The organism is Streptomyces sp. NPDC059477 (assembly GCF_042749375.1).
Classification (GTDB): domain Bacteria; phylum Actinomycetota; class Actinomycetes; order Streptomycetales; family Streptomycetaceae; genus Streptomyces.
Genome location: NZ_JBHYUG010000028.1, coordinates 60,930 through 84,803, shown reverse-complemented (window position 1 = coordinate 84,803; position 23,874 = coordinate 60,930). Strand labels below are relative to the sequence as shown.

Annotated in this window: 21 protein-coding genes and 1 riboswitch; of the genes, 11 read left to right on the top strand and 10 right to left on the bottom strand. The window is 72.2% G+C overall.

All coding sequences use genetic code 11. The features are described 5' to 3' along the window. Positions 1-284 precede the first annotated feature (284 nt). The 7 genes from ACFXAZ_RS16945 to ACFXAZ_RS16915 form a co-directional block, all read right to left on the bottom strand. A complete protein-coding gene (locus tag ACFXAZ_RS16945; protein ID WP_384590948.1) occupies positions 285-2,852 on the bottom strand; it encodes a polynucleotide kinase-phosphatase in 2,568 nt (855 codons plus the stop codon). Continuing rightward, positions 2,849-4,312 (bottom strand): 3' terminal RNA ribose 2'-O-methyltransferase Hen1, encoded by a 1,464-nt coding sequence (locus ACFXAZ_RS16940; protein WP_384590945.1) that lies wholly within the window; start codon positions 4,310-4,312, stop codon positions 2,849-2,851. The genes ACFXAZ_RS16945 and ACFXAZ_RS16940 overlap by 4 nt, the downstream gene beginning before the upstream one ends. Positions 4,313-4,509: 197 nt before the next feature. Continuing rightward, entirely contained in the window at positions 4,510-5,433 is a 924-nt protein-coding gene (locus tag ACFXAZ_RS16935) for an LLM class F420-dependent oxidoreductase (RefSeq protein ID WP_384590942.1), read from the bottom strand. Positions 5,434-5,568: 135 nt separating this feature from the next. Continuing rightward, on the bottom strand, positions 5,569-6,042 hold the full coding sequence (locus ACFXAZ_RS16930) for a DUF6099 family protein (RefSeq protein WP_384590939.1): 474 nt from the start codon (positions 6,040-6,042) through the stop codon (positions 5,569-5,571). A gap of 269 nt (positions 6,043-6,311) precedes the next feature. After that, positions 6,312-6,611 carry a nucleotide pyrophosphohydrolase gene (locus tag ACFXAZ_RS16925; RefSeq protein ID WP_384590983.1) on the bottom strand — a complete coding sequence of 100 codons (300 nt, stop codon included), beginning with the start codon at positions 6,609-6,611 and terminating at the stop codon, positions 6,312-6,314. An 89-nt stretch (positions 6,612-6,700) separates the two neighbouring features. Further along, positions 6,701-7,849, bottom strand: coding sequence for an AAA family ATPase (locus ACFXAZ_RS16920; protein ID WP_384590936.1), 1,149 nt, complete (start codon positions 7,847-7,849; stop codon positions 6,701-6,703). Positions 7,850-7,977: 128 nt separating this feature from the next. Continuing rightward, on the bottom strand, positions 7,978-8,412 hold the full coding sequence (locus tag ACFXAZ_RS16915; protein WP_384590933.1) for a cell division protein SepF: 435 nt from the start codon (positions 8,410-8,412) through the stop codon (positions 7,978-7,980). A gap of 227 nt (positions 8,413-8,639) precedes the next feature. Between ACFXAZ_RS16915 and ACFXAZ_RS16910 the strand changes: the two genes are divergently transcribed. The 8 genes from ACFXAZ_RS16910 to meaB all read left to right on the top strand — a co-directional run bounded on the left by ACFXAZ_RS16910 (position 8,640) and on the right by meaB (position 17,746). Then, a complete protein-coding gene (locus tag ACFXAZ_RS16910; RefSeq protein WP_384590930.1) occupies positions 8,640-9,407 on the top strand; it encodes a DUF4142 domain-containing protein in 768 nt (255 codons plus the stop codon). Between the two features lie 147 nt (positions 9,408-9,554). Then, positions 9,555-9,739, top strand: a riboswitch (cobalamin riboswitch). 29 nt (positions 9,740-9,768) lie between these two features. After that, positions 9,769-10,479, top strand: coding sequence for an energy-coupling factor ABC transporter permease (locus ACFXAZ_RS16905; protein ID WP_384590927.1), 711 nt, complete (start codon positions 9,769-9,771; stop codon positions 10,477-10,479). Beyond that, the gene (locus tag ACFXAZ_RS16900) at positions 10,476-10,853 is read left to right on the top strand and encodes an energy-coupling factor ABC transporter substrate-binding protein (protein ID WP_384590924.1); all 378 of its coding nucleotides are present in this window, start codon (positions 10,476-10,478) and stop codon (positions 10,851-10,853) included. The genes ACFXAZ_RS16905 and ACFXAZ_RS16900 overlap by 4 nt, the downstream gene beginning before the upstream one ends. Positions 10,854-10,859: 6 nt before the next feature. Then, on the top strand, positions 10,860-11,603 hold the full coding sequence (cbiQ, locus tag ACFXAZ_RS16895; RefSeq protein WP_384590921.1) for a cobalt ECF transporter T component CbiQ: 744 nt from the start codon (positions 10,860-10,862) through the stop codon (positions 11,601-11,603). A 1-nt stretch (position 11,604) separates the two neighbouring features. Continuing rightward, positions 11,605-12,432 (top strand): energy-coupling factor ABC transporter ATP-binding protein, encoded by an 828-nt coding sequence (locus tag ACFXAZ_RS16890; RefSeq protein ID WP_384590918.1) that lies wholly within the window; start codon positions 11,605-11,607, stop codon positions 12,430-12,432. Between the two features lie 341 nt (positions 12,433-12,773). Further along, on the top strand, positions 12,774-14,573 hold the full coding sequence (locus ACFXAZ_RS16885) for a methylmalonyl-CoA mutase family protein (RefSeq protein ID WP_384590915.1): 1,800 nt from the start codon (positions 12,774-12,776) through the stop codon (positions 14,571-14,573). Next, a complete protein-coding gene (gene scpA / locus ACFXAZ_RS16880) occupies positions 14,573-16,747 on the top strand; it encodes a methylmalonyl-CoA mutase (RefSeq protein WP_384590912.1) in 2,175 nt (724 codons plus the stop codon). The genes ACFXAZ_RS16885 and scpA overlap by 1 nt, the downstream gene beginning before the upstream one ends. 15 nt (positions 16,748-16,762) lie before the next feature. Continuing rightward, on the top strand, positions 16,763-17,746 hold the full coding sequence (meaB, locus tag ACFXAZ_RS16875; protein ID WP_384590909.1) for a methylmalonyl Co-A mutase-associated GTPase MeaB: 984 nt from the start codon (positions 16,763-16,765) through the stop codon (positions 17,744-17,746). A 36-nt stretch (positions 17,747-17,782) separates the two neighbouring features. Here the strand turns inward: meaB and ACFXAZ_RS16870 are convergent, their stop codons facing one another. After that, on the bottom strand, positions 17,783-18,997 hold the full coding sequence (locus ACFXAZ_RS16870) for a helix-turn-helix domain-containing protein (protein ID WP_384590906.1): 1,215 nt from the start codon (positions 18,995-18,997) through the stop codon (positions 17,783-17,785). A gap of 26 nt (positions 18,998-19,023) precedes the next feature. After that, entirely contained in the window at positions 19,024-19,575 is a 552-nt protein-coding gene (locus tag ACFXAZ_RS16865) for a hypothetical protein (protein ID WP_384590903.1), read from the bottom strand. 134 nt (positions 19,576-19,709) lie between these two features. Here ACFXAZ_RS16865 and ACFXAZ_RS16860 point away from each other — a divergent pair, with 134 nt between their 5' ends. Together ACFXAZ_RS16860 and ACFXAZ_RS16855 are read left to right on the top strand one after the other, a co-directional pair. Continuing rightward, positions 19,710-20,186 (top strand): hypothetical protein, encoded by a 477-nt coding sequence (locus ACFXAZ_RS16860; protein ID WP_384590900.1) that lies wholly within the window; start codon positions 19,710-19,712, stop codon positions 20,184-20,186. A 25-nt stretch (positions 20,187-20,211) separates the two neighbouring features. Continuing rightward, positions 20,212-21,543, top strand: a complete 1,332-nt coding sequence (locus ACFXAZ_RS16855; protein ID WP_384590897.1) for a hypothetical protein — start codon at positions 20,212-20,214, stop codon at positions 21,541-21,543. A 133-nt stretch (positions 21,544-21,676) separates the two neighbouring features. On the opposite strand, the gene ACFXAZ_RS16850 is transcribed toward ACFXAZ_RS16855, so the two are convergent. Further along, on the bottom strand, positions 21,677-22,132 hold the full coding sequence (locus ACFXAZ_RS16850; protein WP_384590894.1) for a hypothetical protein: 456 nt from the start codon (positions 22,130-22,132) through the stop codon (positions 21,677-21,679). A gap of 150 nt (positions 22,133-22,282) precedes the next feature. Here ACFXAZ_RS16850 and ACFXAZ_RS16845 point away from each other — a divergent pair, with 150 nt between their 5' ends. Next, complete coding sequence (locus ACFXAZ_RS16845; protein WP_384590891.1) at positions 22,283-23,872, top strand: ABC transporter substrate-binding protein; 1,590 nt, start codon at positions 22,283-22,285, stop codon at positions 23,870-23,872. Positions 23,873-23,874 lie beyond the last annotated feature (2 nt).

Genomic DNA, 23,874 nt, shown 5'->3' with positions numbered 1-23,874 from the left:
CTGACCATTCGGGCAGACGTTCACCCCTGTTTCACACGGGAGCGGCTCAGCGGCGGGCAGCCGGACCGGCGGGCAGGGCGGCGCACCCGGCGAGGGGGTGCGGGTCGGCGGGGTCACGCTCCACAGCGCGGGACGCCAGGACGCGGGACGCCAGGACGCCGGGACCCGGTCGTCCCGAAGACCACAACCGGAGTCCCACCCGCCAGGCCCAAGGGACCCCGGCCGGGGCCCACCAACACCGCCCCAGCCGCCCCGCTCCTCCCCTCCCCCCCCGGACCGGATGGTCAGAGCCGAGGGTCCACCGGCTCCGATTCCAGGGCCAGCACCCCGAACACCGTCTCGTGCACGCGCCACAGCGGCTCGCCGTCGGCCAGGCGGTCCAGGGACTCCAGGCCGAGGGCGTACTCGCGCAGGGCGAGGGAGCGTTTGTGGTTCAGGGAGCGGCGGCGGAGCCGGTCCAGGTGGTCGGGGCGGGTGTAGTCGGGGCCGTAGATCAGCCGCAGGTATTCCACCCCGCGTACCTTCAGGCCGGGCTGCACCAGCCGTCCCTGCGGGTCGCGCACGAGGGCGGCGAGCGGTTTGACGACCATGCCCTCGCCGCCCCGGCCGGTCATCTCCTGCCACCAGTCGACGCCGGCCGCGACGGAGGCCGGGTCGGTGGTGTCGACGTACAGCCTGCGGGTGGTGTGGAGCAGGCCGGTGGTGTCGTGCTCGACCAGCCGGTCCAGCAGGGTCAGCTGTTCGTCGTGCGGCAGGGCGGCGAGGCTGCGGCCCTGGGCGGCGAGCACCTGGAACGGTGCCAGGCGGACGCCGTCCAGGCCGTCGGTGGGCCAGCAGTAGCGCCGGTAGACCTCGGTGAACGCGTCGGCGTGCGCGGCGCGTTCCCGCTGGCGGGCCAGCAGGCCGGTCACGTCGACACCGCGGGCCGCCGCGCCCTGGAGCGCGGCCAGGGCGCCGGGGAAGACCGCCCCGGCGGCGGCGCCGACCGCCGCGTACTGGGTGCGCAGCAGCCCGGACGCCTTCAGCGACCACGGCATCAGCTCCGCGTCCAGCAGCAGCCAGTCCGTGTCCAGTTCGGTCCAGAGTCCCGCCGCGTCGATCGCCGCGCGCAGCCGGTCCAGGCTCTGCCCGGTCATCGGCCCGTCCGGGAAGAACGGGCGGCCGGTGCGGGTGTAGAGGGAGCCGGTGGGGCCGTCGACGCCGAAGCGGCGGGCCGCCGCGTCCGCGTCCCGGCAGACCAGGGCGATGGCCCGCGAGCCCATGTGCTTCTCCTCGCACACGACCCGCTCGACCCCGTCGTCCCGGTACTGCGCGAACGCCTCCACCGGGTGCTCCAGAAAGCCCTCGGCCGCGCTGGTCGCCGTCGGTGCCATGGTGGGCGGCAGATACGGCAGCAGACGCGGGTCGACGGCGAAGCGGCTCATGACCTCCAGGGCCGCCGCCGCGTTCTCCTCCCGGACCGCGATCCGCCCGGCGTGCCGGGTCTCGACCGCCCGGCGCCCCTGTACGTCCGCCAGATCCAGCGGCCGTCCGTCCTGCCCGCCGGGCGCCCGCGAGGCGAGCGGCTTCACCGGCTCGTACCAGACCCGCTGCGCCGGTACGTCGACCAGTTCCCGCTCCGGCCAGCGCAGCGCGGTGAGCTTGCCGCCGAAGACGGCGCCGGTGTCCAGGCAGATGGTGTTGTTGAGCCAGGTGGCCTCGGGGACCGGGGTGTGGCCGTAGACCACGGCCGCCCGGCCCCGGTAGTCCTCCGCCCACGGGTAGCGCACCGGCAGCCCGAACTCGTCGGTCTCCCCGGTGGTCTCGCCGTACAGCGCGTGCGAGCGGACCCGGCCGGAGGTGCGGCCGTGGTACTTCTCCGGCAGCCCGGCGTGGCAGACCACCAGCTTGCCGCCGTCCAGGACGTAGTGGCTGACCAGCCCGTCGATGAACTCGCCCACCTCGCGCCGGAACTCCGCGCTCTCGCCGTCCATCTGCGCGAGGGTCTCCGCGAGCCCGTGCGTGGGCCGCACCGGGCGCCCGCGCAGGTGGCGGCCGTACTTGTTCTCGTGGTTGCCGGGCACGCACAGCGCGTTGCCGGACTTCACCATCGCCATCACCCGGCGCAGCACACCGGGGCTGTCGGGGCCGCGGTCGACCAGGTCGCCGACGAACACGGCGGTCCGGCCGTCCGGGTGCACGCCGTCGGTGTAGCCGAGTTTGCCGAGCAGCGAGTCCAGTTCGGACGCGCAGCCGTGGATGTCGCCGATGATGTCGAAGGGGCCGGTGAGGTGGGTGAGGTCGTTGAACCGCTTCTCGGTACGGACGGTCGCGGTCTCGATCTCCTCGACGCCGCGCAGGACATGCACCTTGCGGAAGCCCTCGCGCTCCAGGAGGCGCAGGGAGCGGCGGAGTTCGCGGATGTGGCGCTGGATCACCCGGCGCGGCATGCCGGCCCGGTCGGCGCGGGCCGCGTTGCGCGCGGCGCACACCGACTCCGGTACGTCGAGGACGATCGCGATGGGCAGTACGTCGTGCTCCCGGGCCAGCGCGATCAGCCCCCGCCGGGCCTCGGGCTGCACGCTGGTGGCGTCCACGACCGTACGGCGGCCGGCCGCCAGCCGCTTGCCCGCGATGTAGTGGAGCACGTCGAACGCGTCGCGGGTGGCGCCCTGGTCGTTCTCGTCGTCGGAGACCAGGCCCCGGCAGAAGTCGGAGGAGATCACCTCGGTGGGCTTGAAGTGGCGGCGGGCGAAGGTGGACTTGCCCGAGCCGGAGGCGCCGACCAGGACGACCAGGGAGAGATCGGTGACGGGCAGGCTCCGCCCGGCCTCGGGTGTCTCCCGGGTCTCGGTCACAGGGGTCTCGGTCATGCCGCTTTCGCCTCCTCGTCGGCGGTCAGGGTGAACAGGGCGAGCTGGGTGGGCGGCCCGACCTCGGGGTCGTCGGGTCCCACGGGCCGGTACTCCACGGCGTACCCGTGCCGGGCGGCGACCGCCTCCGCCCAGGCGCGGAACTGTGCCCGCGTCCACTCGAAGCGGTGGTCGCCGTGCCGGACATGCCCGGCCGGGAGGGACTCCCAGCGGACGTTGTACTCGACGTTGGGGGTGGTCACCACGACCGTGCGGGGCCGGGCCGCGCCGAAGACCGCGTACTCCAGGGCGGGCAGCCGGGGCAGGTCGAGGTGCTCGATCACCTCGCTGAGCACGGCGGCGTCGTACCCCTTGAGCCGCCGGTCCGTGTACAGGAGGGAGCCCTGGATCAGCTGGAGGCGCGAGGCCTGCCGCTCCCCCAGCCGGTCCAGCTTCAGCCGCCGGGCGGCGACGGTGAGCGCCCGCATCGACACGTCCACCCCGACGATCTCGGTGAACCGGACGTCCTTGAGCAGCGCCTGTACCAGCTGGCCCTGCCCGCAGCCGAGGTCCAGGACCCGGGCGGCACCGGACGCGCGCAGCGCGGTGAGGATCGCGTCGCGCCGCAGGACGGCGAGAGGGGTGGGCTGGGGGGCCTCCTCGGTGTCGGCCTCGACGGCGTTGTCGATCTCCTCGGCCTGGCTGTCGTCGGTCTCGGCGAGCCGGGCCAGTTCCAGCCGCTCCATGGCGTCGCGGGTCAGGGACCAGCGGCGGGACAGATAGCGGCTGGTGATCAGCTTCTGCTCGGGGTGTCCGGGCAGCCAGCCCTCACCGGCCCGGAGCAGCTTGTCGACCTCGTCGGGGGCGACCCAGTAGTGCTTGGCGTCGTCCAGGACCGGCAGCAGCACGTACAGATGCCGCAGCGCGGCGGCCAGGGTGAGGGTCTCGGACTCCAGGACCAGCCGGACGTAGCGCGAGTCGCCCCACTCGGGGAACCGGTCGTCCAGCGGCACGGGTTCGGCGGTGACCGTCCAGCCCAGCGGCTCGAACAGGGCGTGTACGACGGCGGGGCCGCCCCGGGCGGGCAGCGCGGGCACCTCGATGTGCAGCGGCAGCGGCTGGGCGGCGCGGTCGGGCAGCGCGTCGCACACTCCGCGCATGGCGCTGGAGAAGACGGCGCTCAGGGCGACCGCGAGGAGGGAGGAGGCGGCGTAGGGGCGGTCGTTGACGTACTGCGCGAGGGCCGCGTCCGGGGCGCCGCCGCGGCCCTTGCCCTTGTTCCGGCGCACCAGCGCCACCGCGTCGACCTCCAGCAGCAGCGCCGCCGTGCAGCGATCCGCGTCCGCCTCGGGGTAGAGGACGTGCGCGGTGCCGTAGGAGGTGGAGAACGCCTGCGCCCTGTCAGGATGCTTGTGCAGCAGGAAACCGAGGTCGGTGGCGGGGCGTTCGGGTACGCCGGTGGTGCTGATGGTCAGGAACATGCGGAGGGCCTCTCCGGCTGGACGGTCGTCGCCTGTCGTGGACGGTCGTCTGTCGTATCTGTCGTCTGTCGTATCTGTCGTAGGGGGTGCCGTGCGCGCGAAAGCCCCCAGGAAGGTGATCCTGGGGGCTCGGCAGGACGACGGTCCTACTGTCGCACGCGGGGTGTGACCGGCGCCTTCGGTTATCGCGCGGGCGGTTACGACAGCTGGGACTGCACCTGTGCGGAGATCAGCTCCAGGTGGTCGAGGTCGTCCAGGTCGAGAACCTGGAGGTAGATCCGGCTCGCGCCGATCTCGGCGTAGCGGCCGATCTTCTCGACCACCTCGGCCGGGGAACCGGCCAGGCCGTTGGTCTTCAGCTCGTCGACCTCGCGGCCGATGACGGCGGCGCGGCGGGCGACTTCCTGGTCGTCCTTGCCGACGCAGACGATGAGAGCGTTGGAGTAGACGAGGTCGTCACCCTTGCGGCCGGCCTCCTCGGCGGCGGCGCGCACCCGGCCGAACTGGCGCTCGCTGTCCTCGATGGAGGCGAAGGGCATGTTGAACTCGTCGGCGTAGCGGGCGGCCAGGCGGGGGGTGCGGGTGGCGCCGTGGCCGCCGATCAGCACGGGGACCTTCGCCTGGGCGGGCTTGGGCAGTGCGGGTGAGTTCTTGAGCTGGTAGTAGGTGCCGTCGAAGTCGAAGGTGTCGCCGACGGGGGTCTCCCACAGGCCGGTGACGATGGCGAGCTGCTCCTCCAGACGGCCGAACTTCTCCTTCGGGAAGGGGATGCCGTACGCCTGGTGCTCGTCCTCGAACCAGCCCGCGCCGAGCCCCAGCTCGATGCGGCCCCCGGACATCTGGTCCACCTGCGCGACCTGGATGGCGAGGACGCCGGGCAGCCGGAAGGTGCCGGCGGTCATGAGGGTGCCGAGGCGGATGCGCCGGGTCTCGCGGGCGAGACCGGCCAGGGTGATCCAGGCGTCGGTGGGTCCGGGCAGACCGTCGACGGAGCCCATCTTGACGAAGTGGTCCGACCGGAAGAATGCGTCGAACCCGAGGTCCTCGGTGGCCTTGGCGACGGTGAGGAGCGTGTCGTACGTGGCGCCCTGCTGGGGCTCGGTGAAGATGCGCAGATCCATGGCCTCCATCCTGCCCCCTGGCCCCCCGCCGGATCGCGCCGGTCCACCCCTGCGGGGCGCTCCTCGGTCGGGTGAACTTCGTCCATCCCTTGGCGGGGCGTGCGCGTCGGGGAGGCGGCCGGGGACGGCCGGGGCCTACCCCGCCTCCCGTTCGGGTAACGCCGCCGCCTCCCGGTCCGCCAGTTTGCGGAGCAGCTCGCGGACTCGGTCGCGGGACTCGTCCGCCGCGTCGATGGCCTCCATGCACTGCCAGTACGTCCCCTCGTCGGCCGCCGAGCAGGCCACGCCGACGAGGGCGATGCCCACCTCGCCGAGGAGTCCGCAGAGGTAGGTCAGGGCCTGCCGGGTGTCGCCCAGCTCGGTCAGCTGGGCCGCGCGCAACTCACCGGGGGCGAGGTGCGGTTCGTCCAGGACTCCACAGCCCCGGCCCGCCAGCTCGGTCAGGCCGAGCGCCTCGCCGCGCAGCTCCGGTGGGCCGAACACCGCGAGTCTGCTGCCGATCGCCTGTGCCAGGCACTGGGCCTGCCACACCTCCCGCAATGTGTCGGTCATGGCATCGCTCGCCGCCAGCGCACGCCTGCTCGTCACGATGAGCCGCACCGCGTCCATGGGCCGCCCCCGTCTGTCAAGACGCGCGCTGGTCCGCGCGTCCGCCCGAACTCCGTTGTCCACTACCCAGAGTGAGGGTCCGTGAGACGAAAAGCTAGAGGAAGGCGGAAATCTGCGGACAACGATTCGGATTCGGGCCCCGATTTGACTACACAGAGTGAAAATGGATTGGTTCGGTCCCCGAGTTGTCCTGACTCGTCCGTGATGCCGCCCCGTCACTCGGAGCACAGAAGATCACAGACACCGGCCGACCGGGCGCCCCCGGTGCTTCAAGGCGCCGGGAATCTCTGTTCGTTACGGTCGATCTTGGCGTCCAGCGCGGCGAGCGGGTCGACGCCGAGCACCTCGCACAGCTGGAGCAGATACGCCAGCACATCGGCGACCTCGTCCCGCACCCGGTGCGCGGCCCCGGGGTCGTCCATCACCCGCGCCGACTGCTCGGGCGTCAGCCACTGGAAGATCTCGACCAGTTCGGACGCCTCCACGCTCAGCGCGGCGACCAGATTCTTGGGGGTGTGGTACGGCTGCCAGTCGCGGGCCGCGGCGAAGTCGGCGAGACGGCGTTGCAGGGCCGGTACGTCGAGTCGCCGTCCACCACCGCCGGATTCCCCGCTCCCGGATGCGCCGCTCGCTGATTGACCGCTCACTGATTCATCACTCACGGATCAAGGTGTACCACCGTCACCCCGGGCGTTCCCCGGGCCCAGTCGGCGTCGCTCACCGCCGCGACGCACCGGAAGTGACCGGGCCCGGCCGCGTCGGTGGCGAGCCGCAGCAGCTCGGCGCGCTGACGTGCGTCCAGGCCCCGGTCGAGGCCGTCGGCGAGCACCGTCAGGGACCGCAGCGCCGGAGGCACCTCACCGGGCGGGCCGACCTCCAGCACGCCGGGGCCGGTGAGCAGCACCAGGGCGAGCGCGAGATACCGCAACTCGCCGTCGCCGAGCCGGGCCAGCTCCGTACGCAGTCCGGCGCCACGGTCGAGCAGGGCGCGGACCGTGCCCGGCGCGCACGGTTCGGCGTACACGTCCCGCACCGGGCCCCGGCAGCCGGAACGGACGGCCGCGACGAAGCGGGCGTGGCGGCCCCCGCAATCCTCCTCCTCGCGGAGGCGCCACAGCACCCCGGCGAGGTTGTCGCAGCCGCCGCGCAGCCGGGCGGCGCCGACGGGCACCGGGTCGCGCATCCGGGCGGGGCGGGGATCGACCGGGAAGACGGACCGCAGGGCCACCACCAGTTGTTCGGCGGCGGCCAGCACCCGGCGCTGTCCCTCGGTCCGCCCCGCCACCCGCAGCGGCAGCAACGGCGTGCCGAGCCGGTCGTCGGGCAGCGGGGCGCGGGTCACCTGGGCGGATCCGGCGGTGTGCCACGCCGCCTGCACCGCCCGGCGGCCGGGGTCGCGCAGCGCGGTCTCCAGCAGCACCACCCCGTCGGCGGAGAGCCGTTCGCCCACGATCCGCAGATCGGGCTCGGCCTGTACGGCGACGTCCAGCCGTACCCGCCCCCGGGGCCCGTCGGCCGTGCAGCCGATACGGAATCCCCGGCGCCGCTGGGCATCGGGCCGGGCCCGCTCGGGAACGCACGCGCCCGGGTCGGCGAACACCTCCCCCAGCTCCGCTCCCCCGGCGAGCCGCGCCAGCGCCTCGTACGCCCGCAGCGCGCTGCTCTTCCCGCTCCCGCTGGGCCCCGCGAACAAGGTCACCGGCCCCAGCGGGAAGACACCCCGCAGATGGCCGGCGAACGCCGACAGACGCAACTCGGTGAGATACGGACGCGCCCCGCCGGGACGCCCCTCGACGGACCTGGGCATGCCGGTGAACGTATGACGGTCGTACTCGGCTGAACCGTTTCGGCGCCGCGTTCTTCCTACGAACGGGCGAAGCGTGACGTGACGTGACGTGACGTGACGTGGCGTGGCGTCCGGCCGGGACCCGGCCCTCAGGCGCCCGGCCCGCCCACCCCCGCCATCAGGCCCTGCACCTCCGTGCCCGGCGGGGTCAGCAGGAAGACATTGCGGTCCACCCGGTGCATCCCGCTGGCCAGGCCGAAGACCACGCCCGTACTGAAGTCGAGGACCCGCTTGGCGACATCGCCCTCGGCGCCGGTGAGGTCGAGGAGGACCGGGATGCCGGCCATGAGGGTCTCGGCGACCTCGCGGGCGTCGGCGAAGATATTGACCCGCAGGACGACGAAGCGGCGGCGCGCCTCGGTCTCCGCGTCCGGCCGGGCCCGGTGGTCCACGGCGGACGGCCAGGCGTCACGTCCCCTCAGGGGTACGACCTGAGCGAGCCCTTCCCACTGTTCATCGGTGACGTCGCGACTGTTCACCGGCTCCCCCCGATCTGCCTCGTTCTCATCTCCTGCACCAGCCATTCTTACGGCAAGTCACCCGTTCGGCCGAACAGCGACACGGTGTGCGACCGGCTCGGACAGATGTGTGACGTACTGCACAGGTCCGCCGGGGAAAATTCTCCCGCCCCGGTGACGGATCCGGGACGGGCGTCCGTATCTCCTGTCGTACAAGTCGTGCGCGTCGTACGTGCCCTGTAGGTCGAACGTGTCGTACCCGCCGCACGTGCCCGTTCGTGTCAGGAGGCCGCATGCCCATCTCCCGCACCAAGGTGGGGAGCGTCTTCGTCTTCGGTGCCATGGGTCTTACCCTCACCGCGCTCGCCTATCCGGCCATGCTGGGGGTCGAGAACACGGCCGGTGACCAGAACCGGATCATCGCCAACACCCAGTGGGGGCCGCTGACCGAGGCGGACCGTGACTTCGTGGTGAAGGTGCGGGCCGCCGGGCTCTGGGAGTACCCGCTGGGCGAGCTGGCGATGGAGCGGGGCACGACACCGGAGATGAAGGAGGCGGGCAAGCATCTGATCGTCGGACACGCCGGGCTGGACGAGCTGTGCCACGAGATCGCGCCGGATCTCGACATCACGCTGCCGAACCAGGCGAGCCCCCAGCAGCAGCAGTTCGTGGCCACGGTCGCCGCCGAGCAGGGCAGGTCCTTCGACTCCACGGCCGTGCAGATCATGCGGGTCACCCACGGTCAGATCTTCCCCGTGGTCGCCAAGACCCGCGCCAACACCCGCAACACGCTGGTACGGCAGCTGGCCGACCTCGCCAACGACACCGTGCTGGACCACATCACCGTGCTGGAGAAGACCGGGCTGGTCAACCATGACCAGGTCAACTTCCAGCAGACCACCCCGCCCAAGCTCCCCAAGGACCAGCTGACCCCGCCGCCCCCGCAGCCCGGCGCCCCGGTCGTGGTCCTCGCCCCGCGCCCCGACCTGGGGGTCAACACCGCCTCCCCCGCGCCCAGTCCGTCGGCGACGGCGAGAGCGCAGGACGGACAGGTGGGGTAGGCGGGGTGGGTGGGGTGGGTGGGACAGGGGGCTGGGACAGGTGGGATAGCCCACACCCGTCCGGCTCCGGTCCAGGCCCCGCCCGGCGACGCCGGCTCCGGCCGCTGCGCCCGGTCCGTCCCTGCTTGTCATGGCCCGATCCGCGCACTACTGTCGCCACGCCTTGGTGAACGGGAAATCCGGTGTGATGCCGGTGCGGCCCTCGCCACTGTGATCGGGAAGTCCGGCTCCGGCCCTCACGGGCAGCCACTGGATCGTTGTGATCCGGGAAGGCGGGGCATGGGCGGTGGTACCCGTCAGCCAGGAGACCGGCCAAGGCGCGTCGTCCATCCACGAGGTGCTGGAGAGGGTCTGCTGAGCCATGCACATAGCCGAGGGTTTTCTGCCCCCGGCCCACGCGATCGCCTGGTCTGTCGCGTCGGCGCCGTTCGTCGTCCACGGAGTCCGTTCACTCACCCGTGAGGTCAGGGAGCATCCCGAGAGCACCTTGCTGCTCGGGGCCTCCGGGGCCTTCACGTTCGTCCTGTCCGCGCTGAAACTGCCCTCGGTCACCGGGAGCTGCTCCCACCCGACCGGCACCGGTCTCGGCGCCATTCTGTTCCGGCCGCCGATCATGGCGGTGCTGGGCACCATCACCCTGCTGTTCCAGGCACTGCTGCTGGCCCACGGCGGGCTGACCACGCTCGGCGCCAATGTCTTCTCCATGGCGATCGTCGGGCCCTGGGCCGGCTACGCCGTCTACAAGCTGCTGCGCCGCTACGACGTGCCGCTGATGGTCGCCGTGTTCTTCGGCGCTTTCGTCGCCGACCTGTCCACGTACTGCGTGACCAGTGTGCAGCTCGCGCTGGCCTTCCCCGACCCGGGCAGCGGATTCGTGGGCGCGCTCGGCAAGTTCGGCGCCATCTTCGCCGTCACCCAGATCCCCCTCGCGGTGAGCGAGGGTCTGCTCACGGTGCTGGTGATGCGGCTGCTGGTGCAGTCCAGCAAGGGCGAGCTGACCCGGCTCGGCGTGCTGCTGACCCGCAAGGGCGAGCAGCACCGCAAGGGCGAGCAGGAGGCGGTGGCCAAGTGAAGCGCGCTACGCGGATCAATGCGCTGCTGCTGCTCGCGGTGGCCGCCCTCGCGGTACTGCCGCTGGCCCTCGGGCTCGGCGACCACAAGGAGGAGCCGTTCGCCGGGGCCGACGCCGAGGCGGAGACGGCGATCACCGAGATCCGGCCGGATTACGAGCCCTGGTTCTCGCCGCTGTACGAACCGCCGTCCGGGGAGATCGAGTCGGCCCTGTTCGCCTTGCAGGCGGCGATCGGCGCGGGCGTGCTCGCCTACTACTTCGGACTGCGACGCGGACGACGGCAGGGCGAGGAGCGGGCGGCGGCGGCCCGGGAGGGCGGCGGGGGCACCGAGGGCGCCGAGGGCGGCGGCGGTGCGGCCGTCTCCCGGGGCTGAGCCCGCGTGCTGCCGATCGACGCGGCGGCGCACAGCAGTCGCTGGCGCCGCCGTCATCCCGTGGACAAGGCCGTGCTCGGGCTCGGTCTGACCGTGCTGGCGATCTCCCTGCCGCCCTGGCCGGGGGCCGCGCTGGTGCTGGCGGCGGCCCTCACGGTGCTGCTGGGCCCGGCCGGGGTGCCCGGCCGCAAGCTGTGGCGGGCCTACCGGGTGCCGCTGGGCTTCTGTGTGACCGGCGCGCTGCCGCTGCTGGTGCGGGTCGGCGGACCCGGCGGGTTCGTCGGGCTCGCGGACGGCGGGCCGGTGCGCGCCGGGGAACTGCTGCTGCGGACGTCGGCCGCCTCGCTCGGGGTGCTGCTGTTCGCGTTCACCACCCCCATGTCCGATCTGCTGCCCCGGCTGGTGCGGGCCGGGGTGCCCGCGCCCGTGGTGGACGTGGCGCTGGTGACGTACCGGATGAGTTTTCTGCTGCTGGACTCGGTGCGGCGGATCCGGGACGCGCAGGGGGCGCGGCTCGGGCACACCACGCGGGCCGCGCGGTGGCGCTCGCTGGCCGGGCTGGGCGCGACCGCGTTCGTGCGGGCCTTCGACCGGGCCGCGCGGCTCCAGGCCGGGCTCGCCGGGCGCGGCTACGACGGCACCCTGCGGGTGCTGGTCCCCGAGGCCCGGGTGTCCGCCCGTTTCGTGGCGGGCAGCGTGGCGCTGCTGGTCGCGCTGGGCGCCCTGACCCTCGTACTGAAAGGCCGCTGAGATGAGTGATGTCCCTCTGGTCGCCCTGCGGGGCGTCTCCTTCGGGTACGAGGACGGGCCCGCCGTGCTCACCGGGCTGGACTTCGGCGTGTGCGAGGGGCGGGCGCTGGCGCTGCTGGGGCGCAACGGCAGTGGCAAGACCACGTTGATGCGGCTGCTCAGCGGCGGGCTGCGGCCGGACGCCGGGGAGCTGACGGTCGACGGGCGGGTGGTGTCGTACGACCGCAAGGGACTGACCCGGCTGCGGACGAGTGTGCAGCTGGTGGTGCAGGACCCGGACGATCAGCTGTTCGCGGCGTCGGTGGGACAGGACGTGTCGTTCGGGCCGCTGAACCTCGGGCTGCCGGACGGTGAGGTGCGGGCGCGGGTGGCTCAGGCGCTGGCCGCGCTGGACATCACCCCACTGGCCGATCGGCCCACGCATCTGCTCTCGTACGGCCAGCGCAAGCGGACCGCGATCGCCGGAGCCGTCGCCATGCGGCCCCGGGTGCTGATCCTGGACGAGCCGACGGCCGGGCTCGACCCGGACGGGCAGGAGCGGCTGCTGGGGACGCTGGACGGGCTGCGGGCGGGCGGCACGACGGTGGTCATGGCCACCCATGACGTGGATCTCGCCCTGCGCTGGGCCGACGATGCCGCCCTGCTCACCCCGGACGGGGTGCACACCGGGCCGGTGGCCGCGTCCCTCGCCCGGACGGACCTGCTGGCGGCGGCGGGACTGCGGCTGCCGTGGGGCGTGGCGGCGGCCGGGCTGCTGCGGGCGCGGGGACTGCTCGCGGCGGGACAGCGGGGGCCGCTGACGGCGGAGGAACTGGCGGGGCTGGCGTAGCCGACGGGGCGCGGCGGGGCCGGCGGGGCGCGGCGGGGAGGGGGTGAACCGGCGGAGCCGACGGGACGGGGGAGCCGGCACCCCCGGCGGCCCCATACGGCCTGGCGCCCTATCCCTCCAGCGCCCGTCCGTCCGGCGCGTCTCCAGCGCGTCTCCAGCGCCCGCCCAGCGCCCCTCCAGTACCCGCTCAGTGGCCGCCCACCGGCCCCCCTCGCACCCCCCACCACCCCCCTGACACCCCCCTCACACCCCCTAGCGTGGCGCGTCACACCCCCTAGGAGAAGAAGGTCACAGCCGCGCCCACTGCTGCTCGTTCGTCGATCTGTCCTAGCATCCGAGACATGACGGTCCTGCCTGACGACGGGCTCTCCCTGGCCGCCGAGTTCCCGGAAGCGACGCATGAGCAGTGGCAGCGCCTCGTCGAGGGTGTCCTGCGAAAGTCGGGCAGGGAAGTCTCGGGTGCCGCGGCGGAGGACGCCTTGTCCACGCCGCTGGAGGACGGGCTCACCACCCGCCCCCTGTACACCGCGCGGGACACCGCGCCCGACCCCGGGCTGCCCGGCTTTGCCCCGTTCGTACGGGGTGGTACGCCCGAGGGCGCCACGGTCGGCGGCTGGGACGTGCGGCAGCGGCACGCGGCGGCCGACAACTCAGCCGTGCTCGCCGATCTGGAGAACGGGGTCAGCTCACTGTGGCTGGTGGTCGGCGAGCCCGACATCCCGGTCGCCGCGCTGGCCTCCGTGCTCGACGGGGTCTATCTGGATCTGGCACCGGTGGTGCTGGAGGCCGGGGCGGAAGTCGAGCCCGCGGCACGGGAGTTGCTGCGGCTCGCGGAGGAGCGGGGGGTGGCTCCGCAGGCGCTGCGCGGCAATCTGGGCGCCGATCCGCTGGGGCTGGAGGCCCGCACCGGGCAGCAGCCGTACGACCTGGCGCAGGTGACCGGGCTCGCGCGACTGGCCGCACCGACCGGGCTGCGGGCGCTGACCGTGGACGCGCTGCCGTACCACGAGGCGGGCGGGTCGGCGGCGCAGGAGCTGGGCGCCTCACTGGCGACCGGCGTGGCGTATCTGCGGGAGCTGACCGGGGCCGGGCTGAGCGCGGCCGAGGCGTGCGCGCAGCTGGAGTTCCGGTACGCGGCGACCGCGGACCAGTTCCTCACCATCGCCAAGCTGCGCGCGGCGCGGCGGCTGTGGGCGCGGGTCGGTGAGGTGTGCGGGGCGCCGAGCCCGCAGCGGCAGCATGTCGTGACGTCCTCGGTGATGACGACGCCCCGCGACCCGTGGGTGAACATGCTGCGCGCGACGGTCGCCGCGCTGGCGGCCGGGGTGGGCGGCGCGGACGCGGTGACCGTACTGCCGTACGATCACGCGCTGGGCCGGCCGGACGCGTTCGCGCGCCGGATCGCCCGCAACACCTCCACGATCCTCATCGAGGAGGCCCATCTGGCCCGGGTGATCGACCCGGCGGGCGGCTCCTGGTACGTGGAGCGGCTGACCGATGAACTCGCCCACGCGGGCTGGGAGTTCTTCCAGGAGATCGAGCGGGCGGGCGGTCAGGCGGCGGCGCTGCGCTCGGGGCTGGTGGCGGACCGGCTGGCCGAGACCTGGTCCGTGCGCAAGGCGAAGCTGGCCGAGCGGCGGGAGCCGATCACCGGGGTCAGTGAGTTCCCGTTCCTCGCGGAGAAGCCGGTGGTGCGGGAGCCGGTGCCCGAGCCGCCGTCCGGCGGACTGCCGCGCGTACGGCGCGACGAGGACTTCGCGGCGCTGCGCGCCCGCTCCGACGCCCATCTGGCCGCGACCGGCGCCCGTCCCCGCGTGTATCTGGCCGCGCTGGGCCCGGCCGCCGCGCACACCGCGCGGCTCACCTTCGCCGCCAACCTGTTCCAGGCGGGCGGCATCGAGCCGGTCACCGAGGGTGCCTTCGCGGAGAGCGGGGCGCGCGAGGTCTGCCTGTGCTCCAGTGACGCGCTGTACGAGGAGCGGGCGGGGGCGGTGGCCGGGGAGCTGCGGTCGGCGGGCGCCACGCAGGTGTTCCTCGCGGGCCGCCCCGCCCAGTACTCCGGGGTGGACACCTATGTCTTCGCCGGCTGTGACGCGGTGGCCGTGCTGTCCGCCGCCCTCGACCGCATGGGAGTGTCGTGATGACCGTCCCCGACTTCTCCGGGATCGAGCTGGGCACGCCCACGGTCGAGGGCGGCCCGGACGACTGGCGTACGGCGGTGAAGAAGGCCGCCGGCGGCGACGATCTGCTCTGGGAGACCCCGGAGGGCATCACGGTCGAGCCGCTGTACACCGGGCGGGACCTGGAGGGCCTGGACTTCCTGGCCACCTATCCGGGCATCGCCCCGTATCTGCGCGGCCCGTACCCGACGATGTACGTCAATCAGCCCTGGACGATCCGCCAGTACGCGGGGTTCTCCACGGCCGAGGAGTCGAACGCCTTCTACCGGCGGAATCTGGCGGCCGGTCAGAAGGGCCTGTCGGTCGCCTTCGACCTGCCGACGCACCGGGGCTACGACAGCGACCATCCTCGGGTGACGGGCGATGTCGGCATGGCGGGCGTGGCGATCGACTCGATCTACGACATGCGCCAGCTCTTCGACGGCATCCCACTGGACAGGATGACCGTCTCGATGACGATGAACGGGGCCGTGCTGCCGGTCCTGGCGCTGTACATCGTGGCGGCGGAGGAGCAGGGGGTGCCGCCGGAGAAACTCGCGGGGACCATCCAGAACGACATCCTCAAAGAGTTCATGGTCCGCAACACGTACATCTATCCGCCGAAGCCGTCGATGCGGATCATCTCCGACATCTTCGCCTTCACCTCGCAGCGGATGCCCCGCTACAACTCCATCTCCATCTCCGGCTATCACATCCAGGAGGCGGGTGCGACGGCCGATCTGGAGCTGGCGTACACCCTGGCGGACGGGGTGGAGTACCTCCGGGCGGGCCGGGAGGCCGGTCTGGACGTGGACGCGTTCGCGCCCCGGCTCTCCTTCTTCTGGGCGATCGGCATGAACTTCTTCATGGAGGTCGCCAAGCTGCGGGCCGCGCGCCTGCTGTGGGCGAAGCTGGTGAAGCAGTTCGACCCGAAGAACACCAAGTCGCTGTCCCTGCGGACGCATTCACAGACCTCGGGCTGGTCGCTGACCGCGCAGGACGTCTTCAACAACGTGACGCGTACGTGCGTGGAGGCGATGGCGGCCACGCAGGGCCACACCCAGTCCCTGCACACCAACGCGCTGGACGAGGCGCTGGCCCTGCCGACCGACTTCTCGGCGCGGATCGCCCGCAACACTCAATTGCTCATCCAGCAGGAGTCGGGGACGACCCGGGTCATCGACCCGTGGGGCGGCAGCGCGTACGTGGAGAAACTGACGTACGACCTCGCGCGCCGGGCCTGGCAGCACATCCAGGAGGTCGAGCAGGCGGGCGGTATGGCGCAGGCCATCGACGCGGGCATTCCCAAGCTGCGGGTGGAGGAGGCGGCGGCGCGGACGCAGGCCCGGATCGACTCGGGGCGGCAGCCGGTGATCGGCGTGAACAAGTACCGGGTGGAGACGGACGAGCAGATCGATGTCCTGAAGGTCGACAACTCCTCGGTGCGCACGCAGCAGATCGAGAAGCTGCGGCGGCTGCGCGAGGAGCGCGACGAGAACGCCTGCCGTCATGCCCTGGACGCGCTGACCCGGGCGGCGGGCGGCGAGGGCAACCTCCTGGAGCTGGCGGTGAACGCCGCCCGCGCGAAGGCGACGGTGGGCGAGATCTCGGACGCCCTGGAGAAGGTGTACGGGCGGCACGCGAGCCAGATCCGTACGATCTCGGGGGTGTACCGCAACGAAGCCGGCGAGTCCCCGTCCGTGGACCGCACCCGTGCCCTGGTGGACGCCTTCGAGGAGGCGGAGGGCCGTCGGCCGCGCATCCTGGTCGCCAAGATGGGCCAGGACGGCCATGACCGGGGCCAGAAGGTGATCGCGACGGCCTTCGCCGACCTGGGCTTCGACGTCGATGTCGGCCCGCTGTTCCAGACGCCGGGCGAGGTGGCGAGGCAGGCGGTGGAGGCGGACGTCCACATTGTCGGCGTCTCCTCACTGGCCGCCGGGCACCTGACCCTCGTACCGGCGCTGCGCGAGGAGCTGGCGGCGGAGGGCCGGGAGGACATCATGATCGTGGTCGGCGGGGTGATCCCCCCGCAGGACGTGCCGACGCTGCTGGAGATGGGCGCGGCGGCGGTGTTCCCACCGGGGACGGTGATCCCGGACGCGGCGTACGACCTGGTGGAGCGGCTGGCGTCCGACCTCGGGCACGGGCTCTGATCCACGGTGGCCCGCATGATCGACCTCGATACATATGTGAAGGGCGTACTCGACGGCAGGCGCGCTCTGGTGGCCCGCGCGATCACCCTCGTCGAGTCCACCAGCCCCCGCCACCGGGTCCTGGCCCAGGACCTGCTGACCGAGTTGCTGCCGCACAGCGGGCGGGCGCGGCGGATCGGGGTGAGCGGGGTGCCGGGCGTCGGGAAGTCAACGTTCATCGACGCGTTCGGCACGATGCTGACGGGGCTGGGGCACCGGGTCGCGGTCCTGGCCGTGGACCCCTCCTCCAGCCGTACGGGTGGCTCGATCCTCGGCGACAAGACCCGGATGGAACGGCTGGCGGTGGACCCGGCGGCGTTCGTCCGCCCCTCCCCCACGGCCGGAACGCTCGGCGGGGTCGCCAAGGCGACACGCGAGTCGATCGTGGTGATGGAGGCGGCGGGCTACGACGTCGTCCTGGTCGAAACGGTAGGCGTAGGCCAGTCGGAAACGGCGGTCGCCAACATGGTCGACTCCTTCCTCCTCCTGACCCTCGCCCGGACCGGCGACCAGCTCCAGGGCATCAAGAAGGGCGTCCTGGAGCTGGCGGACGTCATCGCCGTGAACAAGGCGGACGGCCCGCACGAGCGCGACGCGCAGGCGGCGGCACGGGAACTGGCGGGCGCGCTGCGGCTGATGCACGGCAAGGACGCGTCCTGGACGCCACCGGTGCTGAGTTGCAGCGCGCGGGAACTGCTGGGCCTGGATGTGGTCTGGGAGCGCCTGGAACAACACCGAGCGCTCCTGGACGGCACGGGCCGACTGGCCGCCAAACGCCGGGACCAGCAGGTCGACTGGACGTGGAGCATGGTCCGGGATGAGCTGCTGGGACGGCTGCGCTCGGATCCGGCGGTACGGGAGGTGACGCCGGAGGTGGAGCGGGCTGTGCGGGAGGGGGAGATCACGGCGACGTTGGCGGCGGAGCGGATTCTGGGGGCGTTGGGGAAGGACGGGGACTGATGGCGTCCCGCGCGGGAGCGTTCCGGGTTTCCGGGGCTAGTCGGTGACGCCCAGGAACTCTGCCAGCGGCCGTAGTCCCGGTGGGTGAGGGAGCAGGGCCCGCAGGTCGCGCACGATGGCCACCGCCTGTGTGTGGTGCCGCATCCAGGCCGGTGCCAGGCGGCGCAGGGCTGCGAGCGTGTCCACGGCCGCGTCCGTGTCGCCGAGATCCGTGTGGGCGCGGGCCGTGTCGAGGAGGAGCCAGGTCCGCCAGGACAGGGGGATGTCGGCGTCCGGTTGCATGTCCCTCGCGAGCGCCAGGGCCTGATGCGGGTGCCCGTACTGAACGGCCAGGCGGACGCGCTCGATCCGTACCGAGGACGGGCTGAACACGCTGACCATGCGGGTGTCGCCGATCTGGGGCAGCGTGGCCACGCGGGTGGCTTCGCGCTCCGCGTGCGCCATCAGCGCGGCGGCCCGGTCGTAGTCGTTGCCTCGCGCGGCGGAGGTGGCGGCGGACATGGTCAGCGCGCCCCAGACTTTCAGGCCGTCGGCGGTGGTGGTGTGCCCGCCGTCGCGGATGCCGTCCGCCGCGTACAGGGCGATGGACAGGGCGTTGTCGAGGCGTCCCTGTCTCTGATAGGTCCAGGCGATGGAGTTGACGACCATGGGGGCCAGCAGGGGGTTGGAGGACTGGTCTGCGGCGGCTATCGCTCGTTCAAGGCTGGTGAGTGCGAGATCCGTTCTGCCCATCCGTACGGCGACATGACCAGCGAGTTGGAGCGCCTTGGCCAGCGTCGCGAAGCCGGTGGCCTGGTCGGCGGGGTCGGTCGAGGCGGTGGCCGTGCGCGCGTCCGCGATCAGGTCCGGCAGCGCCTTCATCACGGTGTCGAACTCGGCGGAGTGGTATTGCGTCCAGCCGTCGGCGATGCGCCCGCGCAGGGCGGTGAGGGAGAAGCCGGTACGTGGCGGCTCGGACGCCAAAGTCCCGACCATCGGCATGATGGCACGCCGCACCGCGACGAAGCGTGGGCCGTCATTCTCCCCCGTCGAGGAGAGCGCGGGCGGGTCCCCCAGCAGCGTCGTCAGCTCCACGCCGAGCCCGTTCGCCAGGGCGTGCAGTGTGGGTAGCCTCGCGGATCGTTCACGGTGTTGTTCGAGCTGATGGATCACCTCGACGGAGACGCCGGAGCGTTCGGCCAGTTCCTCTTGGGTGAGGGAGGCCAGGCGGCGCAGGCGCAGGAGTGTGTGTCCGAGGTCATGGGTGGCCACGGGGCCACGGTATGCCGCCGATGCCGTCATGTCGGCAGTTCCTCGGCGAGCAGGTGCCGGGCGGCGGCGATGAGGCGGGCCACGTGGAGGGGCGAGCAGAGCGTCGGGGGCGGGTCCATCGGCACGGACCAGTACGAGGCGCAGGATCGGCGGTCGGGCTCGGTCAGTGCGGGGTGGGGGACGCCGAGGTAGGTGCCGTGCCCGAGGGCGTCGACTCCGAGACTCCGCCATTCCTCGATGGCGTCCCGCCAGGTGCGCGGGGTGCTCGGCGGTACGAGGGCGTAGTACCGGGCGCTGTGGAGGTCGCAGATGACGGGGCCGTCGTCGAGGATCTCGGCGAGGGTGTCGTCGGCCGCGTCGGAGGGGGTGTCGTCCCCGGTGACGGCGGCGACCACGGCGCCGGGCAGCCGGACGGCGGCGGAGAGAGTGCCGAGGGGGAGCAGGGCGAGGCCGTGTTCCTGCCATTCCTTGCGGGCGCGGTCCCGGCCGGGGGAGTCGAGGGTGGAGAGGAGCCATTGTTCTCCGGCAAGCCGCAGACCGGCCGTGGCGGTGGCGAAGTAGTTCATCGGGGCGGTCACGCCGCTGACGCTTTCGGGCTCGTCCCAGCGGTGAGGATGCGGGCGATACGCTCGGCGTCCAGCAGTTCGCCGAGATGTTCGAGGTCGTCGGTGTCCACGGGTACAGCGTCCCAACCGACGCCGGACCAGGGGATATGACAACCTATGACACGGAGTTGATCTTGCACGCTGTGACCATCACGGGAACCCGCAGTACGGGACACCGCCCCCTCGCCGAGTATGCGGACCTCTTCACCACCTACCTTCGGCCCTTCACCGACAACGCCCACCTCTACACGGGCGGCGCCAAGGGCATCGACTCCCTCACCCTCCACTGGCTCGCCGAGAACACCGCTGCCCACCTCACTGTTGTGGTCCCCGGAACTGTCGAGCAGCAGCCGACCGAGGCCCAACAGGCCATCGCTCGCGTACGGGACCGCATCACCGAGGTCGTCGAACTGAAGGCTGCCCGCCTCGCGGCACCGGCCTACCATGCCCGGAACCGCTGGATGGTCGACCGCAGCGAGCTGACGATCGGCTTCCCGAGGAACGGTGAACTCGACTCGGGTACCTGGCAGACCCTCAACTACACGCGCGATCTGGGGAAACCACACCTGATCGTCCCCGTGTAGGCGCGAAGTGGTGCAGCATGACGCCATGAAGGACAAGGCCGCCGGAGCAGCAACGCTCGGCCGACTGCGACGGCAGCGCGGGCTGTCCCTGTCCGGGCTCGCCCGCGCGTTGACCGCCATGGCCTCAGATCTGCATCAGCCCGCGCTCCCAGCCGTGGCGAGCGTGCAGCGCTCCGTCGCACGCTGGGAGTCCGCGCGGCCCGCCCTGCCCGATGAGCGGTACCAACTCCTCCTCGCCCACGTCTACGCGCGCACGCCCGGCGGAGAGACCGCGCTCGGCGGCGGCACCGACTTCGCCGAGCTGCTGCACGCCCTCGCCCTTCTCGGCGAGAGCGAGCGGCGCATCGCCGAGATCAGAACGCTCGTCCTTGGGTCGGCCACTGACCACGGTGGCGGCATTCTGGCTCTCCTGGCCCCCTCCGTGCACGTCGGCCTCGCTTCCTCGCTCGACGATCCGGCGCGGGCCGACGGAGCGACCGTGGCTGCTCTGGCCTCGGTCGTCGCCGACGTGAATCAGGAGGTGGGGTCACTGCCGATGGTCCGGCTCCAGGTGCTCCTCGCTCCAGTTGTCGAAGCCGTGCGCCGCCTCCTTGCCGGACCTCTGCCCGAACCGTTGGTGGCCCCTCTGCGGGAGGTAGCTGTCGCCGGGATGACCCTCGCCGGCAGGCTCGCTTTCGAGACCCGTGACGATTCCGCCTCCCGAGCGCTGTACACCGAGGCCACCCAGGAAGCCAGTCGACTGGCACAGCCGTGGCGGCAGGCCAACGTCCACATGAGCCACGCCCTCGTCACCCTGTACTCCACGGGAGTGGCCGAGGCACGGCGACTCGTCGACCAGGCAGTCCGGACAGCGCGCAGCGGGGACAGCAACTTTGTACGGGCGCGCGCCCACGCGCTCCAGGCCGAACTCGCGGCGCGAGGGGGGCATGAGCGCCAGGCGCGGGCCGCACTCGGGCTCGCCTGGTACGACGTAGAGGCGGATCACGGCGGCGACCCGGCACCGACAGGGTTCTCCGCCGGGCACTTGCGAGGCTTCGAGGGCGTCTGCGAGCTGTACGTGGGGGATGCCGAGGTCGCGCATGCCCGGTTCGAGAGATCCGCGACGACGTTGTCGGCGCCCCGGGAGCAGGTGCAGCGGGCGATCGTGACCACTGATCAGGCGCTGGCGCGGATCCGACTCGGTGACCCGCGATCGGCGGCCGACCTGTTGCACCCGTGCGTCGCTGCCGCGTCGAGCACGGGGGGCCGGGTACCGGCGCTGCGTCTCAGGCAGGCCCGCTCGGAACTGCGGCCCTGGCGACGGGAGGACTGGGTGGCCGACCTGGACGATCACCTGATGGATGCCCTCGGCACATGATGAAGCGCCCCGGGTACGACCGTGATGAGCGCGTTCCTCTGTAGCCGGTGCAGCGACGAAGTAGCTCCGCGGGACCGACGGCGACCAGAGGCATGCGCGGCAGATGCCCAACCGCCCCACGACAACCACCCCGTCACCGCAACGCCACCCCCTCCGCCGCCCCCAACCCCTCCCCCGGCGTGACCCCGTACGTCGCCGTCCAGGCCACCGGCGCGCACCCCTCACCGTTCGGCCACTCCTCCGTCAGCCGCGTCTCCCGCGCGTCCGTCACCACCACCCGCCCCCCGTCGACCTCCGTCACCGTCAGCCGCACCGGCACCGTGACCGCCCCGATGTCGTCGGGCAGCCGTACCGCCAGCCGCGCGAAGGGGTCGGCCGCATCCCCCGACGTCCGCTCCTCGCAGCGGTCCGCCACGCACAGCCGGATCGTCGCCGCGTCCGTGGCGCCGAAGTCGGAGGGCAGCCAGATCACCGACACCGAGGAGTCCATGCCGACCATGGTGCACGGGGACTCTTGGCCGAAAATCGTGCAGCCGGAGACGGCGGCCAGGGTGGCCAGGGCCCCGGCGGTGAGCAGAACGCGTCGCATGAACCGCAGATCGTAGGGGGTTCCCGCACCGCGCACCACGTGGTGAACATCTCCGTACGAGATCGCCAAGTGACGGGATCGCGTCTCGATCTCTTCTTACCTGCACTTAATATGCAACAGCACCAGTAGGGCATTAAGGGTGGGAGACCCATGTCGAACCGACGGATACGGACGGCCGCACTCGCGGGCGCGATACTCACCGGCGTGGCCGCCTGTTCGGCGCCCGGGGGCGGGAGCGAGGACAGCGGCGGCGCGGCCGACTCCGTGGTCGTCGGGGTCGCCTCCGAGCCCGACACGCTCAGCCCCCTCCTCGGCTACGGCAAGGACGGGAACTCCAAGATCTTCGACGGGCTGCTCGCCCGCAACGCGGACCTCTCGCTGCGCCCGGCGCTGGCCAAGGCGCTGCCCGAGGTCGCCGCCGACGGGCTGACGTACACCTACTCCCTGCGCGAGGGCGTCACCTTCAGCGACGGGGAGCCGCTCACCGCCGCCGACGTGGTGTTCACGTACGACACGATCCTCGACGCCAAGACCAACAACACGGCCCGCAGCGAGCTGGACGCCATCAAGGACGTGCGGGCCGACGGGGACGGCACGGTCGTCTTCACGCTCAAGTACCCCTACACCCCCTTCGCCGCGCGCACGGTGCTGCCGATCGTGCCCGAGCATGTCGCGGGCGCGCAGGACCCCAACACCGGCGACTTCAACACCGAGCCGGTGGGGACGGGCCCGTACACGCTGTCGTCCTGGAGCAAGGGCGAGAAGCTCACCTTCAAGGCCAACCCGGACTACTGGGGCGGGGAGCCGGAGGTGAAGACCGTCACCATGGCGATCATCCAGGACGACGACGTGCGCGCCACCCGGCTGCGCTCCGGCGATCTCGACGGGGCCGTGCTGCCGCCCAATCTGGCCGCCACCTTCGAGGATGACAACACCAGGAAGACCTACGAGGCCAAGACCTACGACTTCCGGGCCGTCACCCTCCCGCAGTCCGACGCCGTCACCGGGGACACCGCCATCCGGCAGGCGCTCGACCTCGCCGTGGACCGCGAGGCGATGGTGAACAGCATCCTCAGCGGCGCCGGGACCCCGGCCTACGGGCCGCTGCCGGTCGGCGACACCTGGTTCGCCGACGGCATCGAGCGCGAGCAGGACCTCACCGAGGCCGGGCGGATTCTCGACGCCGCAGGGTGGAAGGCCGGGGATGGCGGTATTCGTGCCAAGGGCGATCAGCGGGCCTCCTTCACTCTCCTCTATCCCTCCGGTGACAAGGTCCGTCAGGATCACGCCCTCGCCTACGCCTCCGACGCCAAGAAGGCCGGGATCGAGGTGAAGGTGGAGAGCGCCACCTGGGAGGTCATCGAGCCCAGGATGGCGGACGACGCCGTGCTCGCCGGGTTCGGCAGCGTCGGCGACCCCGACTTCGGGCTCTACACCCTGCTGCACTCCACCCTCGCCGGGGACGGCTTCAACAACATGGCCGGCTACGAGAACCCGGCCGTGGACGACGCCCTCGACGCCGCCCGCCGCAGCGCCGATCAGGGCGCGCGCGAGGAGGCGTACGACACCCTCCAGCGCGAGCTGGTCAAGGACCCCGGCTACACCTTCCTCACCCACGTCAACCATGTCTACGTCCTGGCCGACCGCTGGGACGGGCTCACCACCCAGATCGAGCCGCACGAGCACGGCTTCGCCAGCGGCCCGTGGTGGAATCTCGAAGCCTGGCAGCCCACGAAGTGACC

What these genes read in the sequence shown, in the direction of transcription:
- ACFXAZ_RS16945 (WP_384590948.1), bottom strand. Translation starts at nt 2,852, where the DNA reads ATGACCGAGACCCCTGTGACCGAGACCCGGGAGACACCCGAGGCCGGG.
- ACFXAZ_RS16940 (WP_384590945.1), bottom strand. Translation starts at nt 4,312, where the DNA reads ATGTTCCTGACCATCAGCACCACCGGCGTACCCGAACGCCCCGCCACC.
- ACFXAZ_RS16935 (WP_384590942.1), bottom strand. Translation starts at nt 5,433, where the DNA reads ATGGATCTGCGCATCTTCACCGAGCCCCAGCAGGGCGCCACGTACGAC.
- ACFXAZ_RS16930 (WP_384590939.1), bottom strand. Translation starts at nt 6,042, where the DNA reads ATGGACGCGGTGCGGCTCATCGTGACGAGCAGGCGTGCGCTGGCGGCG.
- ACFXAZ_RS16920 (WP_384590936.1), bottom strand. Translation starts at nt 7,849, where the DNA reads ATGCCCAGGTCCGTCGAGGGGCGTCCCGGCGGGGCGCGTCCGTATCTC.
- ACFXAZ_RS16915 (WP_384590933.1), bottom strand. Translation starts at nt 8,412, where the DNA reads ATGGCTGGTGCAGGAGATGAGAACGAGGCAGATCGGGGGGAGCCGGTG.
- ACFXAZ_RS16910 (WP_384590930.1), top strand. Translation starts at nt 8,640, where the DNA reads ATGCCCATCTCCCGCACCAAGGTGGGGAGCGTCTTCGTCTTCGGTGCC.
- ACFXAZ_RS16905 (WP_384590927.1), top strand. Translation starts at nt 9,769, where the DNA reads ATGCACATAGCCGAGGGTTTTCTGCCCCCGGCCCACGCGATCGCCTGG.
- ACFXAZ_RS16890 (WP_384590918.1), top strand. Translation starts at nt 11,605, where the DNA reads ATGAGTGATGTCCCTCTGGTCGCCCTGCGGGGCGTCTCCTTCGGGTAC.
- ACFXAZ_RS16885 (WP_384590915.1), top strand. Translation starts at nt 12,774, where the DNA reads ATGACGGTCCTGCCTGACGACGGGCTCTCCCTGGCCGCCGAGTTCCCG.
- scpA (WP_384590912.1), top strand. Translation starts at nt 14,573, where the DNA reads ATGACCGTCCCCGACTTCTCCGGGATCGAGCTGGGCACGCCCACGGTC.
- meaB (WP_384590909.1), top strand. Translation starts at nt 16,763, where the DNA reads ATGATCGACCTCGATACATATGTGAAGGGCGTACTCGACGGCAGGCGC.
- ACFXAZ_RS16860 (WP_384590900.1), top strand. Translation starts at nt 19,710, where the DNA reads ATGACAACCTATGACACGGAGTTGATCTTGCACGCTGTGACCATCACG.
- ACFXAZ_RS16855 (WP_384590897.1), top strand. Translation starts at nt 20,212, where the DNA reads ATGAAGGACAAGGCCGCCGGAGCAGCAACGCTCGGCCGACTGCGACGG.
- ACFXAZ_RS16850 (WP_384590894.1), bottom strand. Translation starts at nt 22,132, where the DNA reads ATGCGACGCGTTCTGCTCACCGCCGGGGCCCTGGCCACCCTGGCCGCC.
- ACFXAZ_RS16845 (WP_384590891.1), top strand. Translation starts at nt 22,283, where the DNA reads ATGTCGAACCGACGGATACGGACGGCCGCACTCGCGGGCGCGATACTC.